The sequence below is a fragment of the Virgisporangium aliadipatigenens genome (genome assembly GCF_016863615.1).
Lineage (GTDB): Bacteria > Actinomycetota > Actinomycetes > Mycobacteriales > Micromonosporaceae > Virgisporangium > Virgisporangium aliadipatigenens.
Genome location: NZ_BOPF01000010.1, coordinates 256,499 through 271,955 on the forward strand (window position 1 = coordinate 256,499; position 15,457 = coordinate 271,955).

General features: G+C 70.4%; 20 protein-coding genes. 8 read left to right on the forward strand and 12 right to left on the reverse strand.

Features of this window, described 5'->3' with window-relative positions; all coding sequences use genetic code 11:
* Nucleotides 1-3 precede the first annotated feature (3 nt).
* The 4 genes from Val02_RS16940 to Val02_RS47400 form a co-directional block, all read right to left on the reverse strand.
* Nucleotides 4-753, reverse strand: a complete 750-nt coding sequence (locus Val02_RS16940) for an amino acid ABC transporter ATP-binding protein (protein ID WP_203900024.1) — start codon at nt 751-753, stop codon at nt 4-6.
* On the reverse strand, nt 750-1,544 hold the full coding sequence (locus tag Val02_RS16945; RefSeq protein WP_203900025.1) for an amino acid ABC transporter permease: 795 nt from the start codon (nt 1,542-1,544) through the stop codon (nt 750-752). The genes Val02_RS16940 and Val02_RS16945 overlap by 4 nt, the downstream gene beginning before the upstream one ends.
* Nucleotides 1,541-2,353, reverse strand: a complete 813-nt coding sequence (locus tag Val02_RS16950; protein WP_203900026.1) for an ABC transporter substrate-binding protein — start codon at nt 2,351-2,353, stop codon at nt 1,541-1,543. The genes Val02_RS16945 and Val02_RS16950 overlap by 4 nt, the downstream gene beginning before the upstream one ends.
* A 156-nt stretch (nt 2,354-2,509) precedes the next feature.
* A complete protein-coding gene (locus Val02_RS47400; RefSeq protein ID WP_239153039.1) occupies nt 2,510-3,028 on the reverse strand; it encodes a hypothetical protein in 519 nt (172 codons plus the stop codon).
* A gap of 183 nt (nt 3,029-3,211) precedes the next feature.
* On the opposite strand from Val02_RS47400, the gene Val02_RS16960 reads away from it, so the two are divergent.
* Nucleotides 3,212-3,601, forward strand: a complete 390-nt coding sequence (locus Val02_RS16960) for a cupin domain-containing protein (protein WP_203900027.1) — start codon at nt 3,212-3,214, stop codon at nt 3,599-3,601.
* A gap of 162 nt (nt 3,602-3,763) precedes the next feature.
* On the opposite strand, the gene Val02_RS16965 is transcribed toward Val02_RS16960, so the two are convergent.
* From Val02_RS16965 to Val02_RS16975, 3 genes are read right to left on the reverse strand one after another with little or no spacing between them, the layout of a single operon-like run.
* Complete coding sequence (locus Val02_RS16965) at nt 3,764-5,002, reverse strand: ATP-grasp domain-containing protein (RefSeq protein ID WP_203900028.1); 1,239 nt, start codon at nt 5,000-5,002, stop codon at nt 3,764-3,766.
* 13 nt (nt 5,003-5,015) lie between these two features.
* On the reverse strand, nt 5,016-5,714 hold the full coding sequence (locus Val02_RS16970; RefSeq protein ID WP_203900029.1) for an esterase family protein: 699 nt from the start codon (nt 5,712-5,714) through the stop codon (nt 5,016-5,018).
* A complete protein-coding gene (locus Val02_RS16975) occupies nt 5,714-6,742 on the reverse strand; it encodes an alpha/beta hydrolase (protein WP_239153041.1) in 1,029 nt (342 codons plus the stop codon). Before Val02_RS16975 ends, Val02_RS16970 begins: the two co-directional genes overlap by 1 nt.
* An 88-nt stretch (nt 6,743-6,830) precedes the next feature.
* Between Val02_RS16975 and Val02_RS16980 the strand changes: the two genes are divergently transcribed.
* Nucleotides 6,831-7,520, forward strand: a complete 690-nt coding sequence (locus tag Val02_RS16980) for a uracil-DNA glycosylase (RefSeq protein ID WP_203900030.1) — start codon at nt 6,831-6,833, stop codon at nt 7,518-7,520.
* A gap of 62 nt (nt 7,521-7,582) precedes the next feature.
* Here Val02_RS16980 and Val02_RS16985 read toward each other — a convergent pair whose 3' ends face one another.
* Together Val02_RS16985 and Val02_RS16990 are read right to left on the reverse strand one after the other, a co-directional pair.
* A complete protein-coding gene (locus Val02_RS16985) occupies nt 7,583-8,245 on the reverse strand; it encodes a SanA/YdcF family protein (RefSeq protein WP_203900031.1) in 663 nt (220 codons plus the stop codon).
* A 39-nt stretch (nt 8,246-8,284) separates the two neighbouring features.
* Nucleotides 8,285-8,452 (reverse strand): hypothetical protein, encoded by a 168-nt coding sequence (locus tag Val02_RS16990; protein ID WP_203900032.1) that lies wholly within the window; start codon nt 8,450-8,452, stop codon nt 8,285-8,287.
* Nucleotides 8,453-8,555: 103 nt separating this feature from the next.
* On the opposite strand from Val02_RS16990, the gene Val02_RS16995 reads away from it, so the two are divergent.
* The 4 genes from Val02_RS16995 (at nt 8,556) to Val02_RS17010 (ending at nt 11,882) form a co-directional block, all read left to right on the forward strand.
* Nucleotides 8,556-9,209 carry a hypothetical protein gene (locus Val02_RS16995; RefSeq protein WP_239153043.1) on the forward strand — a complete coding sequence of 218 codons (654 nt, stop codon included), beginning with the start codon at nt 8,556-8,558 and terminating at the stop codon, nt 9,207-9,209.
* Between the two features lie 8 nt (nt 9,210-9,217).
* Entirely contained in the window at nt 9,218-10,066 is an 849-nt protein-coding gene (locus tag Val02_RS17000) for a hypothetical protein (RefSeq protein ID WP_203900034.1), read from the forward strand.
* 64 nt (nt 10,067-10,130) lie between these two features.
* Nucleotides 10,131-11,090, forward strand: coding sequence for a diacylglycerol/lipid kinase family protein (locus Val02_RS17005; RefSeq protein WP_239153045.1), 960 nt, complete (start codon nt 10,131-10,133; stop codon nt 11,088-11,090).
* 45 nt (nt 11,091-11,135) lie between these two features.
* A complete protein-coding gene (locus Val02_RS17010) occupies nt 11,136-11,882 on the forward strand; it encodes an alpha/beta fold hydrolase (RefSeq protein ID WP_203900035.1) in 747 nt (248 codons plus the stop codon).
* Here Val02_RS17010 and Val02_RS17015 read toward each other — a convergent pair.
* Nucleotides 11,873-12,706, reverse strand: a complete 834-nt coding sequence (locus tag Val02_RS17015) for a helix-turn-helix transcriptional regulator (RefSeq protein WP_203900036.1) — start codon at nt 12,704-12,706, stop codon at nt 11,873-11,875. The genes Val02_RS17010 and Val02_RS17015 overlap by 10 nt on opposite strands.
* A 102-nt stretch (nt 12,707-12,808) precedes the next feature.
* Here Val02_RS17015 and Val02_RS17020 point away from each other — a divergent pair, with 102 nt between their 5' ends.
* Together Val02_RS17020 and Val02_RS17025 are read left to right on the forward strand one after the other, a co-directional pair.
* Nucleotides 12,809-13,645, forward strand: a complete 837-nt coding sequence (locus Val02_RS17020) for an SDR family NAD(P)-dependent oxidoreductase (RefSeq protein WP_239153046.1) — start codon at nt 12,809-12,811, stop codon at nt 13,643-13,645.
* Nucleotides 13,646-13,792: 147 nt separating this feature from the next.
* Nucleotides 13,793-14,092, forward strand: coding sequence for a hypothetical protein (locus Val02_RS17025; protein WP_203900037.1), 300 nt, complete (start codon nt 13,793-13,795; stop codon nt 14,090-14,092).
* Between the two features lie 6 nt (nt 14,093-14,098).
* Here Val02_RS17025 and Val02_RS17030 read toward each other — a convergent pair whose 3' ends face one another.
* Nucleotides 14,099-14,698 carry a hypothetical protein gene (locus Val02_RS17030; RefSeq protein WP_239153048.1) on the reverse strand — a complete coding sequence of 200 codons (600 nt, stop codon included), beginning with the start codon at nt 14,696-14,698 and terminating at the stop codon, nt 14,099-14,101.
* The gene (locus Val02_RS17035; protein WP_203900109.1) at nt 14,695-15,456 is read right to left on the reverse strand and encodes a carbohydrate ABC transporter permease; all 762 of its coding nucleotides are present in this window, start codon (nt 15,454-15,456) and stop codon (nt 14,695-14,697) included. Before Val02_RS17035 ends, Val02_RS17030 begins: the two co-directional genes overlap by 4 nt.
* Nucleotide 15,457: the final 1 nt, after the last annotated feature.

Genomic DNA, 15,457 nt, shown 5'->3' on the forward strand with positions numbered 1-15,457 from the left:
GTGCTACAGGTCGACGTGCGTCGGCTCCAGTACCCGCTTGAGGAACGCCGCCGTCCGGGCCTCCTTCGGCGCCCCGAAGATCTGCGCCGGCGGCCCCTGCTCGGCGACCACGCCGCCGTCCAGGAAGACGACCCTCGACGAGACCTCCCGGGCGAACGCCATCTCGTGGGTCACCACCAGCATCGTCATGCCCTCGTCGGCGAGCCCGCGCATGACGGCCAGCACCTCGCCGACCAGTTCGGGGTCGAGGGCGCTGGTCGGCTCGTCGAAGAGCATCAGCTCGGGATCCATCGACAGCGCCCGCGCGATCGCGACCCGCTGCTGCTGCCCGCCGGAGAGCTGCGCCGGGTAGGCGCCCGCCTTCTCGGACAGGCCGACCCGGGCGAGATTCGCGCGGGCGACCTCGACGGCGGAAGCCTTCGAACGCCCCAGCACCCGCCGCTGCGCGATGGTCAGGTTGTCCCGCACGGAGAGATGGCCGAAGAGGTTGAACTGCTGGAACACCATGCCGATCCGCCGACGCACCGCGTCGATGTCGCAGTCCGGGTCGGTCACGTCCACGCCGCCGACGTGCACGGTGCCGGCGGTCGGCGTCTCCAGCAGGTTGACGCAGCGCAGCAGGGTGGACTTGCCCGAGCCGGACGGCCCGATGACGCAGACCACCTCGCCCGGCTCGATCGTCAGGTCGATTCCCCGGAGGACCTCGTTGGCGCCGAACGACTTCCGCACGCCGTTCAACACAATCGCGCTCACGCGGCACGCTCCGCTCGACGCTCGAACCACCGCACCAACTGTGACAGCGGCAGGGTGATGGCCAGGTACAGCAGCCCCGCCACCACGAGCGGGGTGGGGTTGACCTTCGTGTTGAGCGCGTCGCCGGCGAACTTCGTCAGCTCGATCGTGCCGGCCGTGACGCCCAGGACATAGGCGAGCGACGTGTCCTTCGTGAGCAGGATGATCTCGTTGGTCAACGGCGGGATCACGATCCGGAACGCCTGCGGCAGCACGATCGACACCATCGCCCGGGTGTGCGACATGCCCAGCGAGCGGGCCGCCTCCCACTGTCCCTTCGGCACCGCCTGGATGCCGGCCCGGATCGTCTCGGCCATGTACGCCGCGGCGGTCACGCCGAGCCCGATCGTCACCGACCCGTACACCCCGCCCGGGATCTCCCGGTTGGGGAACGCGATCGGGATCCCGTAGCCGACCATGAAGAGCACCAGCAGCGCCGGCAGGCCGCGGAACAGTTCGATGTACGCCCGCGCGAACCACCGGTACGGGGCCACCGAGGAGCGGCGCATCAGCGCCAGGATCAGCCCGAGCACCAGCCCGAACACGAACGCCAGCAGCGTGTAGATGACGGTGTTGCGAAGGGCGACGGTGACCGCGTCGGGGAACATGCTCGTGGCGATGTCCCACCGGAAGAACGCGTCGTGCAGCTGGCCCCAGTCGGCCGCGAACGCGGCGACCAGAATGATCGCCGCGAACGCTACGTATCCCGCGACCCGCCCGAGGCGCTGCCGCTGTCGTCTCTTGAGTTTCACGCGGCCGGCTTGGCGCCGATCCACTTCGCGTAGATCTTGTCGTACGTGCCGTCGCTGCGCGCCGTGGCGAGCGCCGAGTTCACCGCCTCGAGCAGCTTCGGGTCGCCGTCCTTCTTGAGCGCGAAGCCGTACTTCTCACCGGTGTCGAACCCGGCCGAGACGGTCACCTTGCCGGGGTTGGCCTTGATGTACTCGTTCCACACCGGAAGGTCGTTGACGGCGGCCTCGACCTGACCGGTCGCCAGGGCCTGCTGCAGCGCCGCGAGGTCCTTGTAGGAGACCACCTCGACGTTCAGGTTCTTCTCCTTGACCTGCGCCTTGACGTAGTCCTCACCGGTCGTGCTGGCCTGGGTGCCGATCTTCTTGCCGGCGAGGTCGGCGAGCGACTTGTAGGACTTCCCGGTCACCACCGCGAGGGCCTGGGTGGCGTCGAAGTACGGGTCGGAGAAGGTGAGCACCTGCTTGCGGGCGTCCGTGATCGTCATGCCGGCGGCGGCGACGTCGCACTTGCCCGAGTTGAGGTCGGCGCCCGACTTGATGCCCTCGAACGGCGTGTCGACGATCTCCTGCTTCACGCCGAGCTTCGTGGCGACGAGGTCGATCAGCTCGACGTCGAACCCGACGACCTTCCCGGAGCTGTCCTTCGACTGGAACGGCGCGTAGGGGAGGTGCGTGCACGTGGTGAGCACGCCGCTCTTGACCAACTTCACGCCGCTGGAAGTGGTGCCGCCCTCGTCGTCCTTGGCGCAGGCGGCTGTGGTCGCCGCCGCGAGAGCCAGGACCGCGAGAGCCGTGCCGAACCTGCGCATCGAGAAGCCTTTCTCCAGCCCGAAATCCTATTGAGGACATAGGCTAACCAGCCGTCGATGCGTGGTCGATCGCGACAAGGTAACGAGAAACGCCGGAGCCGGTGACCCTCCCCACGTCAGGGGGCGGTCACCGGCTCGTGACAGGCCATGATCCAACTAGTTCCGCGCGTACGGGTTGGTGTCGGGGTCGTCGTAGACCACGGTGTCCGGAACGCCGTCGTAGTTGGTGTCGGCGACCGTGCGGTCCACCTCGCCGTCGCCGTTCGGGTCCTGGGCCACCACGTCGACGCGGCCGTCGAAGTTGGTGTCCGCCACGGCGGTGTCGAGGACGCCGTCGTGGTTGGTGTCGGCGACCACGAGGTCGACGTCGCCGTCCTCGTTGGTGTCCGAGAAGACGCGGTCGGCGAGGCCGTCGCCGTTGTAGTCCACGGCCGCCGTGTCGAGCGCGACGCCGCCGTGCTCGTTGGTGTACTCGACGTCGGCCTGGCCGTCGCCGTCCAGGTCGTGGCGCACGTCGTCGGCGTAGCCGTCACCGTCGTAGTCGGTGGTCTGCGTCGCGGAACCGTCGGTGTACTCGGCGACGATCGTGTTGGGGTCGTGCCCGTACCCGGGGTCCGGCTCGTAGGAGTCCGGCGTCTCGTGGGTGTCGGCGCTCGGGTCGTAGTCCTCGCTCATGATGTTCCTTCGCTAGGGGTTGGCCGTGTCGGTGGCTTGTGCGACCTACATTAGGTACCGGCGGTCGACACAAGATCCCTTGATCGTGCCACCTCCCCGGGCCGTGTGGCTGTCCCCCGGGTGACCGTTCGCCCGGCCTCTTCCGGGTTTCGAACGCCGCCCGCGCAGGGTAAGGGGCCACCCATGGAACACTTCTCCATCGCGACAGAGGCCGAAAAGAGCGCAGATTTCCGGCGTGTCCTGTGGACCGGCAAGCACACGCAGCTCGTGATCATGACGGTGCCCGTCGACGGTGAGATCGGCGAGGAGGTCCACGAGGTGGACCAGATCCTCACGTTCGTGAGCGGCGCCGGTGAGGCGAAGGTCGGCGGCCAGACCCGCAAGGTCGTCCAGGGCGACCTCGTCGTGGTGCCCGCCGGCACCAAGCACAACTTCATCAACACCGGCCCCAACCCGCTGGTCCTCTACACCGTCTACGGGCCGCCGGAGCACGCCGACGGCGCCGTCCACAAGACCAAGGAGGAGGCCGACCGCCTCGAGGAGGAGGGCAAGGACGAACCGCCCACCTCCTAACCGCCCTGAAGCCGCACGGGTGTGAGCTCACGGCGGACGTGTGTGAGCTCAGGGAGGTCAACTAGCCGGATGATCTCCCTGAGCTCACACACGTCGCCGGTGAGCTCACACCCGTGTGAGCGGGACAGCCGTGAGCTCACACCCGTGTGAGTGCGGCGGGGGTCAGTGGGTGCGGTCGTGGATCCAGGCGGCGATGAGGCCCCGGAAGTGGGATACGAACATCTCGTGCTCCGCTTCCGGGTACGTGCCCTTGACGGTGTCGACCAGCAGCTCGTCGAAGTCGGGTGACGTCACCCAGTCGTGGACCATTTCGTCGACCATGCCCAGGCGGCTCGCGCAGAAGTCCTGGTAGCGCTCCGTCTCGAAGTACTCGTCGGCCAGCGCCTGGTAGCGGGCGAGCTTGTCGCCGTAGGAGAGGTCGTCGCGGGCGGCCACCTCGAAGTACCGCGCGGTGTCCAGGTCCAGCCGCGGCTTGCGCCCGGTGACCACGCAGAACACGCTCCAGCGCAGCAACGCCGTCATCGCCCACGGGAAGTAGTAGTGCAGCGACGTGAGCGACACGTCGGGACAGGCGTTGGCGTAGTCGATCGGGTACACCTCGTCGCCGCGCACCAGGCACTCGCAGGAGTTGAACTCCCAGCGGAAGAAGGCGTTCACCAGTTGGGAGATGGTGACGACCTCCATCCCGGGGCCGGCCCCGAGGAAGTTGTGCGACACCGCGTACCGCTCGTGCATCGGCAGTTCCGGGCGGAACTTCATCACCATTGTCTCGGGCCCGATCGAGAGCGAACGCGCGAACACGTCGTAGCCCTCGACCGCCTGCTGCAGGTGCATGAGGCGTTCGCCGGAGGTGTCGTACGCCGCGTGCAGCTCGTCGGCGTTGTCGATCTTGGACACGCCCACCCAGGCGCCCCCGTCGTACGGCTTCATGAACAGCGGGTACCCGAGGCGTTCGGCGACCTCGTCCAGGTCGAACGGCTGGTTGTAGCGCGCCGCCGTGTAGGCCCACCGGGAGTTCTCCACCGGGTGCTTGTACGGCACCAGCACCGTGCCGGGCACCTTGAGCCCGAGCCGGATCATCGCGCAGTACGCCGCGTGCTTCTCCATCGACTGGAACGTGAACGGGCTGTTGAGCAGGTACACGTCGTCCATCAGCGCGACCTTCTTGAGCCACTCGCGCGGGTGGTAGTACCAGTGCGCCAGCCGGTCGATGACGAGCGAGTGACGCGGCTTGTCCCGCAGGTCGAACGGCTCGATCGTGACCCGCTTCGTCTCGATCCCGTGCGTGCGGCCGGCCCCGTCCTTCACCGGCCCGAGCCGTTTCACCAGCGCCTCGAACGCCCGCGGCCAGTCGTCCTCGGTCCCCAACAGCAGCCCGATGATGTGCTCGACGTCAGGCATGACGGCCTCCCAGCTAACAGAACCGTGGCAGGTGGTGGGCGAACTGCGCGCGCCACGACGGCCAGTCGTGCGGCACGTCGTGGCCCCAGAGATCCAGTTCGTGGCGGAGGCCCTTGTGCGCGAGGAGCCCCGCGAGCCGCTTCGTCGACTCCAGCGCGCCGGTGGTGTCCTCCCAGCGCCCCTGCCCGCAGACCAGCAGCACGGAGAGCCGCTCGCGCAACCAGTCCAGGTGGTCGCCGTGGTAGTTCGCCACGTAGTCGACGGGGGTGTTGAAGTAGAGCGTGTCGTCGCGGTCGCCCCAGCCGCGCCACGCCGCCGGGTCGTAGTTGCCGGACATGCCCATCGCGAGGGGAAAGCGGTCGGCGTGCTTGAGCGCGAAGTTGACCGCGTGGAAGGCGCCCATCGAGCAGCCGACCGTCATGATCTCCGTGGCCCCGCCGCTGTCCGCGCCGATGTGCGGCACGACGTGCTCCAGGATCCATCGTTCGAACTCGGTGTGCCTGGCCGCGCGCTCGGACAGCGGCAGGTGCGCGGCCGACCAGGACTCGGCGTCGAACGAGTCCACGCAGTACAGCTTCACCCGCCCGTCGGCGAGCAGCGGCCCGACGGCGTCGACCATGCCGTGGTACTCGAAGTCGCGGGCGCCACCGCCCTCGCTGGGGAAGACGAGCACGGGGCGGCCGTAGTGCCCGTAGCGGCGCAGCCCGTCCATCAGGCCCACACCTTCCGCAGCAGGTCCGTCAGCGCCGGGTCGAACGCGTCCCGCCACGCGACGAAGTTGTGCGCGTCCGCCACCTCGGTCAGCGTGGCGTCGTGCCCCTGCGCGGCGAGCGCCCGGGCGACGTCCCGGTTGTTCTGCCTGTTCTCCTCGGCGGTGCCCGTGGTGAGCGCGATCGGGATCGGCGCGGCGGCCGGGCGGCGGTCCCGCACCACCGCACCGGCGAAGCGCACGATGCGCAGGTAGCGCGGGAAGTTGGACTCGTGCCGGTCGTAGCGGGGCAGGAAGAAGCTGCCCGACTGCAGGAACAGCGCCGCGAACCGGCCCGGCCGGCGCGCGTGGGCGTGCAACATGGCCAGGGCGCCGAGGCTGGCGCCCATGCCGACCGGCCGCTCGTCGGAGCCGACCGCGGCGGCGATCGCGGGCAGCAGGTCGCCGACGAGGGTGCGGGCGTACACCGGGCTCGCCGAGTACCACTCGTTGCGATCCCCGGGCGCCAGCAGGACGAGATGGTGCGGCGGCACGAGACCGCTGCCGCTGTACCGGCCGAGCGCCGCGTACGTGTCGTACTCCGGCCCGTCGTGCGCGACGAGCACGTGCGTCGTGGGCGCCTCGGGGGAGCGGATCCGCGCGGTCACCGGCCCCACGTGCGACCGGAACGCCGCCTCCCGCCAGGTGTGCGCATCCTCCACAGTGGACAGCCAGGGCGGGGGCGCGTAGTCGGGCCGGTGCAGCACGGACTTGTCCCCGAACACGCCCGGCACGCGCAGCGGGTTGCCCGGGTCGCACACGCTCTGCGTGCCGCCGTCGGGGTGCCGCACCTCCAGCAGGTACTCCAGCCGGTGGGCCGGCGGCGCGGGCACCCGCAGCACCCAGTCGTCGCCCTCGTGGGTGAACCAGGTGCGCTCGGCGGGCATACCGGCCCACTGGAGTAGCCGGACGGCGGCGAAGCCACGGCCCGGGTCGGCGAGGCGGAACATCAGCGCGTCGGAGTCCCACTCGGGGCCCTCCGCACGCTCCATCCAGGCATCCTACGGGGAACGCATCGGCCGCGCCCTCCGTGCGAGTGGGGTGTGCGGAACTGTCGTACCCGGCCGATAGATTGCCGGCATGGCACTCGACCTCCTCGACCTCCTGCCCGAAGAGTGGCGCGCGCTGATGCGGCCGCACCTCGACCCCGACATCGTGGCGACGCTCAATGCGTTCGTCGAGCAGGAGTACGCCGAGCAGACGGTGTATCCGCCGCTGCCGGACCTGTTCACGGCGTTCCGGCTGTGCTCGCCGGAGCAGGTGAAGGTGCTGATCCTGGGTCAGGATCCCTACCACAAGGCCGGTCAGGCGCACGGGCTGTCGTTCAGCGTGCAGCCGGGTGTGCGGGTGCCGCCGTCGCTGGCCAACGTCTACAAGGAGCTGCGCGAGGATCTCGGCGTCGAGTCGACCAAGGGCTGGGGCGGCGACCTGACGCGGTGGGCCGCCGACGGGGTGCTGCTGCTCAACGCGGTGCTGACCGTGCGCGAGGCGAAGCCCGGTTCGCACGCCAACAAGGGCTGGGAGCACTTCACCGACGCCGCCATCAAGGCCGTCGACGGGTTGTCGCACCGGGTCGTGTTCATGTTGTGGGGCAGTTACGCGCGAAAGAAGGCGGTGCTGGTGACCAACGCGGAGCACGTGGTCCTCGAGGCCGGCCACCCCAGCCCGATGAACCCACGCGGGTTCCTCGGCTCCAAGCCGTTCAGCCAGGCGGACAAGGCGCTCGCCGACGCCGGCATCACGCCGGTGCGGTGGGCCGGCCCGACCTGATCGGAAGCCGGGTGCGGCCCCTGGCATGAGGCCGCACCCGGCGCCGACGCCCCGATGCCGAGCTAGGCGCGCAGCGCCTCCTCGACGCCGGTCTCGTGGTCGCCGAGAAACACCGGATCCCGGCCGCTCACCACGTCGAGGACGGCCTTGACGCAGGCCCCGTGCTCCCGGTTGCCGCTCTGCGCCCAGTCCACGCGGAAGTGTTTGACCGTCGAGTCACCGACGCCGACCGCGTCCACCCCGACCCGCCGGCACACCGTGACGGCCCGTGCGATGTGGTACGACTGCGTCACGACGATCGCCCGGTCGACGCCGAAGATCTTCGTGGCCCGCACGCACGAGTCGTAGGTGTCGAACCCGGCGTAGTCGAGCACCACCTTGGTGATCGGGACGCCGCGCGCCGTGAGCCAGTTGAGCGAGGCGCCCGGCTCGTCGTACTCCCAGCGGCCGTGGTCGCCGGAGACCAGGATCGCGCGCACCTTTCCGGCCAGGTACAGCCGCCGCGCGATGTCCAGCCGCGCCGCGAGGAACGCCGACGGAGACCCGTTGTCGTAGACCTCGGCGCCCAGCACCAGCGCGACGGGCGCGGCCGGAACGTCGGCCTCGTCGTACACGTAGCCGTGGGCGGCCGTGCGCACCCAGGCGACCGAGCCGACCGTGCCGATGGCCAGCGCGGACGCGCACCACAGCGCCAACCGGAGGAGTCGGAAGAGTCGTGCCCGCATCGCCTTACCGTGGCACAAGCACACTGTCAGGCAGGCGACTCAGGCCGGCGTCTCCGGTGGGGACAGGTCCGCGTGACGGGTCTGCAACCGCTCGCGGATCTCCTCGGGCGTGTACGCGCGGCGCTTGCGTTCGGCGCGCGCGATCACCACCCCGGTCGCCGCCACTCCGACCACGCCCGCCAACCCGAGCACCTTCCACCAGCGCATGCGGACACCCTAACGGCGCTAGGCCCTCTCCTGCCGGCCATTGTCGGCCTGCGCCGGCCCCAGACGCGACATGACCGGCAGGAGAGGGCCTAGGCTACCCAGGGTGTCCGGTAAGCCGATCTCTCTCGATGAGGCAGTCGACCTCACCCGTACCGGCGACGTGTGGCTCTTTCGTGGCCGTTCCGTCGCGGACCGCGTCATCCAGACGACGACCAACAGCCCGGTCAACCACGTCGGCATGTCCGTCGTACTGGAAGATCTCCCACCCTTGATGTGGCACGCCGAACTCGGCAAGTCCCTCACCGACATGTGGACCGGCGGCCACCATCGTGGCGTTCAACTGCACGATCTTCGTCGGGCGGTGTGCGTCTGGGCCGAACGATACGGCCAGCGGGCCTGGCTGCGGCAGATCGAGCCATCGACCACCGGCGAGCAGGATGACGCGATCCTGCGTACTATCGCCCGGTTGGACGGCACCCCGTTTCCCTCGACGGCGCGGCTCGGCTGGCGTTGGCTGCGGGGGCGGGTGCCCGACACCTTCTCCCGGAGGGCCCGGGAGGCGCGGCTGGAGACCGCGTACTGCGCAGAGGTGGTGGCGGTGACCTATGAGGCTATGGGTCTGCTGCCCGCCGGGCGTCGGCCCAACTGGTACGACCCGGGACGGTTCTGGAGCGGCGACGAGCTGGAACTGTCCGGAGGCTACAGGTTGGGTGCCGAGATCGCTGTCGATATCCCGACGGCGGCTGCCACCTCCTGAGGAGGCGCATGGCGTCCAATCCGGATCCGAGCAGGATCACGGCGGCTCTCTGGTACTTCGTCGAGAGTTGCCTGGCGATGCACCCGGGTACGCAATACGGCGGCACGTTCGCCGACAAGCCGGGTTACCACAACACCCGGAACAATCTGTACAACCAGGGTCGGACCAACGACTACTCCGTCCGCCTCGCTGCCGACAAGGCCGGCCCGGGGGACAAGTGCGCGGCGTTCGACTGGACGTTCCCCGATGCCCAGAGCGGCCGCTACGGCACGATCATCCAGTACGGCGAACGGGTCCGCAGCGCCTACTGGGCGCGGGATCCCCGCCTCCGGGGCTGGCGCGAGGTCCTGATCCAGGCGGACTGGGACGAGAGCGCGGAGGGCTACGACTTCACCAGTTGGAGCGAGCGCACCCCGGACAGCAGTCACCTGTGGCACGCCCACTTCAGCTGCCTGCGGCAGTACCTCAACGACATCACCGTCATGAACGGCATGCTGTCGATCCTGTGGGGTGAGTCGCTGGAGACGTGGAACAACGGGCAGAGCAAATACGGAGGCAACATGGCAGAGTTCACCGATGAGATGGCCCGGAAGATCCACAACTCCGACAACTACCTCTGGCGCGGGCTGACCCAGCTGGACGACGTGGTCGTAGACGTCCGCTCGGCGACCGGCACCGGCACGGTGGACAACAAGTTCGCCAAGCAGTTCAAGCAGCTGGTGGCGGACGTCGCGGAGCTGAAGAAGCAGACGACGTTCGGCGGCGTGGACGGGTCGACCGTGGCGGCGGCGCTGGCCGCCGACCCGACGTTCATCAACAACCTCGCCGACGCGCTCGCCACGCGGCTCAAGGCGTAGGCGCGTCCCCCGTGCGGATCACCGGCCCCGAGCGCTTTCGGCCGGGGCCGGTGATACTTCTGGGGTGAACTGGAACGGGCCCCGCTCCGCCGTCGTGATCAACCCGGCGAAGGTGGTCGACCTCGACGACCGGCGCAAGCGCATCTGTGACGCCCTGGCGGAGGCCGGGTGGCCCGAGCCGATGTGGTTCGAGACGACGCGCGAGGACCCGGGGGGCGGCCAGGCCCGGCAGGCGATCGAGGCCGGCGCGGAGGTGGTCTTCGCCTGCGGCGGCGACGGCACCGTCATGGCTTGCGTGGGCGCCCTCGCCGGCACCGAGGTGGCGTTGGCCGTGCTGCCGGCCGGCACCGGCAACCTGCTCGCCGCCAACCTGGGCCTGCCCGACGACCCCGCCGCGGGCGTCGCGGTCGCCGTCGACGGCGGGCGGCGCCGTATCGACGTGGGGATGCTGGAGAAGCGGGCGTTCGCGGTGATGGCCGGGATGGGCTTCGACGCCCAGCTCGTGCGCGACGCCCCCGAACAGCTCAAGGCCTGGCTGGGTTGGCCGGCGTACGTGGTGTCGGCGGCGAAGCACCTGCGCGGCCGGCCGATGCGGGTGCTGGTGCGCCTCGACGACAAGCGGCCGATCCGGCGCCGGGTGCGCACCGTGCTCGTCGCGAACGTCGGCCGGCTCCAGGGCGGCATCCCGCTCTTCGCCGACGCCGAACCGGACGACGGCATGCTCGACATCGGGCTGCTGACGCCGCGCCACCTGCGGGACTGGATCGCGCTCGGCTGGGCGGTGCTGCGCAAGCACGAGAAGGTGCCCCGGATGGAGGTTCATCGGGCGCGCCGGGTCAGCATCGTCAGCAACCGGCCGCAGCCGCGCCAGCTCGACGGCGACGTCATCGAACCGGGCCGCCGGCTGACCGTGGCGGTGCGGCCGCGGTCGCTGTGGTTGTGCGTTCCGCAGCCGGCACAGGCCGAGGACATTGCCGAGGGTGCCGACGAACTCACCGAAGAAGCACAGAAACTGGCTGAATAGACCCCTGTTGATCATGCTTTCGGGACGGACGGTAGTGTCCGCCGGGTGAAGCGCACCGTCTCCCTCGCCCATGACGTCAAGGGCTCCGGACCCCTGCTCGTCGCGATCCACGGCATCACCGAGAACCGCGGTTTCTGGGACCGGGTGCCGTTCGCGGAGCACTTCCGCACCGTGCGAGTGGACCTGCGTGGGCACGGCGAGTCGCCGCGCGAGGACCCGTTCGACCCGGCGACGCTGGCCACCGACGTGCACAAGCTCCTCGACGCGCTCGGGATCCGGGAGAAGCCGCTGCTCGTGGGCCACTCCTTCGGCGGCGTGGTGGCGACCGCCTACGCGGCGCGGTTCCCGGTGCGCGGGGTCGTCAACGTCGACCAGACGCTCGACGTGTCACCGGTGCCCGCGGGCGTGGCGGAGGCGCTGCGCGGCGACGGGTTCGAGGACTTCATGACCTCGATGTTCGGCCGGGTGTACGGGGACCTGGACCCGGCGATCGCCGCCGAACTCGGCGAGCGCCGCACGCTGCGTCAGGACGTTCTGCTCGGGGCGTGGGCGCCCCTGCTCACGCTCGACGCCGAGCGGCTCGCCGCGTGGCTGGACGACCTGATCGCCGCCCCCGGGCCCTACCCGTACCTGTCCCTGCACGGCCTGCCGGTGAGCGAGGAGTACGCGACCTGGCTGCGCGAACGGATCCCCGGCGCGCTCGTGGAGAGCACCCCCGTCGTCACGCACTACCCGCACCTGGCCGATCCGAAGTGGTTCCTGGGGCGGCTGGTGGACTTCGATCAGCGGTAGCCGGAGGCGCCGAGAACGGTCAGGAGGGCCAGCTTGCTGTGGCTCTCGCTGCCCGGCGTCGCGGTGAACACCAGCAGCGACTGCGACTGGTCGGGGTCGCGCAGGTTCTGGCAGAACAGCTCCAGCGCACCGACCTCGGGGTGCACGAAGCGTTTCGTGTCGCTCCAGCGCAGGCCGACCTCATGGCGTTCCCACAGCAGGGCGAACTCCGGGCTCGCGCGGCGCAGCGACCCCACCAGCCGGGCGGCGGGCGAACGCGGTCCCTCACCCGCGGACGCCGCGCGCAGCATCGCGACATTGACCCGGCTGTTGTGCTCGTGCTCGTCCGGGTGGTACCGCGCACGCTCGGCCGGATCGGTGAACCACCGGTAGGCCGCGCAGCGCGCGGCGCCGGTGTGCTGCGTCTGCGCGCCGAACAGCGCCACGGCCGGCGGCGTCTGCAGCAACGTCTCGCCGAGCGGCCCCATCACCTGCGCCGGCGTGTCCTGCAACCGGTCCAGCACCCGCATGAGGCCGGGGCTCACGTGCTCGGCGCGCAGCCGCCGCTGCGGCGCCCGGTAGCCGCAGAGCACGAAGAGGTGGTCCCGCTCGTCCGGCGTGAGGCGCAGCCCGCGGGCGAGCGCGGCCGCCATCGGTTGCGACAGCCTCGGCCCGTCGCCGCGTTCCAGCCGGGAGAGATAGTCGGCGGACATGCCGCACAGCTCGGCCACCTCCTCGCGGCGCAGCCCGCGGGTCCGCCGGCGGGGACCGCGCCGCAGCCCGACGTCCTCGGGTTGCAACGCCTCGCGCCGGGCCCGTAGGAACGCCCCCAGTTCACCCTGCATGGGCACATGGTCGCAGCCCCCGGAACGCCGTAACCACTGACTGGCGATCAGTGGTTCGGCGCGCACTTCATCCGTGCCGCGCCGGCGCGTGAACTGTTCGGCATGACGAAATGGACTGCGGAGAACCTGCCGGAGCTGCACGGCAGGACGGTGCTCATCACCGGGGCGGGGCGGGGGATCGGCCTCGTCGCGGCGCGCGCGTTCGGGCGGGCGGGGGCGCACGTGGTGCTGGCGGTGCGGGATCCGTCCCGGGTGCCGGCGCTGACGGGATCGTTTGCCGTGCGGCAACTCGACGTCGCCGACCTGGGGTCGGTGCGCCGCTTCGCGGCCGGGTGGGAGGGGCCGCTCGACGTTCTGGTCAACAACGCCGGCGTGATGGACATCCCGGCCGCGCGCACCGCCGACGGACTCGACCTGCAGACCGCGACGAACTACACCGGACCGTTCGCGCTCACCAACCTGTTGCTGCCGCACGTGACCGACCGCGTCGTGCACGTGACGAGCGGCCTGCATCGACAGTCCACATTGGACATCGGCGACCTCGACTGGCGCAGCCGCAAGTACAACGGCATGCGCGCCTACCGCGACTCGAAGCTCGCCCTGGTGCTCTTCTCCCTGGAGTTGCAGCGGCGGCTCGCCGACCCGGTGCGGTCGATCCTCGCCGACCCGGGCATCGTGCCGACGCGCCTGGCGGCGCACTCCCGCGCGAACGTCGTCAACCGCTTCCGCTTCCTGCTCAACGACCCCGAACGCGGTGCGCTGCCGATCCTGTACGCGGCGACGCAGGACGTGCCCGGCAACGCCTACGTGGCACCGGACGGACTCGGCGGCATCCGCGGCTACCCGGTGCTGCGCAGCGCCTCCAGGGCCGGCCTCGACGGCGGCGCCGCGCGCGAACTGTGGGCCGCCACGGCCGCCCTGACCGGCGTCGGCCGGTAGGGTGCCACGGCATGGGGGATCTCTGGGAGTGCGTGCTGGCGCTGGAGCTGCGGGCCGACCTGACCGACGCCGAGCTGGCCGAACTGCGCTGGCACGTCGGCGCCGGCCCGCAGCCCGCGACCTTTCGCGATCGTCACCGATCACTTCGTGACGGAGGTCGACGGGCGGCTGGAGCTCGCGCCCGAGCCACTGCTGGCGCAGTCCGGCGCCGCGTACCGGATCGGCGGCTCGTTGCACGCCACGCTGGAGCCGCGCGCCGGCGGGTGGGCGTTGGACGTGCGGCAGGAGGTGCACTCGGAGAGCCTCGACAACCTGCGCACGCTCGTCGACCGGCTGGCCGCGCACGCGGACGGGGCGGGGGAGGTCGGCTTCCTGCGCTTCTACGAGGAGGGCGACCGCTCGCCCATGGTGCTGCGCGACGGGGAGATCAGCTGCGCGGACTTCTGAGGAGTGCTACGGGGACAGTCGGTCCGTGAGGACGTGGGCGGCGAAGAGGGCGAAGCCCGGCAGCAGCGGGATCGTGGCCGGGATCGCCAGCGAGAGGAATGCCGCGAGCCCCACGGCGAGCGCCGCCGGCAGGCTCCGGTGCGGGGCCAGCCGGAGCGCCCATCCCGCCGCCGTTCGCCAGCCGGCGTCCGGGTGCCGTCCACAGTGGACGACGGTCGCCACGGCCACGCCGACGAGCCACAGCGTCACCGCCGCCGTCACGAGCAGCAGCGGCGTCCCGCCCGGCACGGCGCCGCCCGCGAGGGCCGCCAGGTCGAGCGCGAGGAGCGCCGTCGCGAGCAGCGCGAGCGCGGTCACGGCCGCACCCTTCCACAAGCCTCGGTGGAACGCCGTCAGCAGCGGCCGCACCGGTGGGAGTTCGCCGGTGGTGTATCTGTGCCGGACCGCCATCGAGCCGGCGCGCACGGCGCTCGCCAGCGTGAACACCGGCAGCGCGGCCACCGTCACGAGGATGCCGATCAGGGCCAGGTCGGCCATTGCCGCGAAGGAGTCCCGCCAGTCCCTGCGGACCGGCGTCGGTGCCTCCTCCGGCCAGCGCATGCTCATCCCTTGAGTCCCGACGTGTTGATGCCCTCGACGAGCATGCGCTGGAAGGCAACGAAGAACAAGAACACCGGCAGCAGCGACAGCACCGACATCGCGAACATCGGCCCGACCGCGCTCTGCCCCGTGGAGTCGATGAAGAGCGTGAGCGCCACCGGCACGGTGTACTTGTCGAGGTCCGACAGGTACACCAGTTGGCGGAAGAAGTCGTTCCAGGTCCAGATGAAGCTGAAGATGGCCGTGGTCACCAGCGCCGGCCGGCTCAACGGCAGGATCACGTGGCGGAACACCCCGTAGGGGCTGCACCCGTCGATCTTCGCGGCCTCGTCCAGTTCCCGCGGAATGCCCCTCATGAACTGGACCATGAGGAAGACGAAGAACGCCTCGGTCGCGAGGAACTGCGGCACGAGCAACGGCATGTAGGGGAACGGCCCGCCCACCCAGTCGAACGTCCGGAACAGGATGAACTGCGGCACGATCAGCACGTGCGACGGCAGCAGCAGCGTGCCGATCATGACGGCGAACCAGAGCCGCCGCGCCCGGAACCGCAGCCGCGCGAACGCGTACGCGGCCAGCAGGCAGGACAGCGCGTTGCCGACGACGGTCAGCAGCGACACCAGCGCGCTGTTGAAGAAGAACCGGCCCATGCTGACGTCGAAGTGCGTCCAGCCCTCGGAGTAGTTCCCCGGGGTCCACGCCTGCGGCCAGGCGGAGCTGTTGCTCAGGATCTCCGTCTGCGACTTGAACGACGTGCCGAGCATC

What these genes read in the sequence shown, in the direction of transcription:
- Val02_RS16950 (WP_203900026.1), bottom strand. Translation starts at nt 2,353, where the DNA reads ATGCGCAGGTTCGGCACGGCTCTCGCGGTCCTGGCTCTCGCGGCGGCG.
- Val02_RS47400 (WP_239153039.1), bottom strand. Translation starts at nt 3,028, where the DNA reads ATGAGCGAGGACTACGACCCGAGCGCCGACACCCACGAGACGCCGGAC.
- Val02_RS16960 (WP_203900027.1), top strand. Translation starts at nt 3,212, where the DNA reads ATGGAACACTTCTCCATCGCGACAGAGGCCGAAAAGAGCGCAGATTTC.
- Val02_RS16965 (WP_203900028.1), bottom strand. Translation starts at nt 5,002, where the DNA reads ATGCCTGACGTCGAGCACATCATCGGGCTGCTGTTGGGGACCGAGGAC.
- Val02_RS16970 (WP_203900029.1), bottom strand. Translation starts at nt 5,714, where the DNA reads ATGGACGGGCTGCGCCGCTACGGGCACTACGGCCGCCCCGTGCTCGTC.
- Val02_RS16975 (WP_239153041.1), bottom strand. Translation starts at nt 6,742, where the DNA reads ATGGAGCGTGCGGAGGGCCCCGAGTGGGACTCCGACGCGCTGATGTTC.
- Val02_RS16980 (WP_203900030.1), top strand. Translation starts at nt 6,831, where the DNA reads ATGGCACTCGACCTCCTCGACCTCCTGCCCGAAGAGTGGCGCGCGCTG.
- Val02_RS16985 (WP_203900031.1), bottom strand. Translation starts at nt 8,245, where the DNA reads ATGCGGGCACGACTCTTCCGACTCCTCCGGTTGGCGCTGTGGTGCGCG.
- Val02_RS16990 (WP_203900032.1), bottom strand. Translation starts at nt 8,452, where the DNA reads ATGCGCTGGTGGAAGGTGCTCGGGTTGGCGGGCGTGGTCGGAGTGGCG.
- Val02_RS17000 (WP_203900034.1), top strand. Translation starts at nt 9,218, where the DNA reads ATGGCGTCCAATCCGGATCCGAGCAGGATCACGGCGGCTCTCTGGTAC.
- Val02_RS17015 (WP_203900036.1), bottom strand. Translation starts at nt 12,706, where the DNA reads ATGCAGGGTGAACTGGGGGCGTTCCTACGGGCCCGGCGCGAGGCGTTG.
- Val02_RS17020 (WP_239153046.1), top strand. Translation starts at nt 12,809, where the DNA reads ATGACGAAATGGACTGCGGAGAACCTGCCGGAGCTGCACGGCAGGACG.
- Val02_RS17030 (WP_239153048.1), bottom strand. Translation starts at nt 14,698, where the DNA reads ATGAGCATGCGCTGGCCGGAGGAGGCACCGACGCCGGTCCGCAGGGAC.
- Val02_RS17035 (WP_203900109.1), bottom strand. Translation starts at nt 15,456, where the DNA reads ATGCTCGGCACGTCGTTCAAGTCGCAGACGGAGATCCTGAGCAACAGC.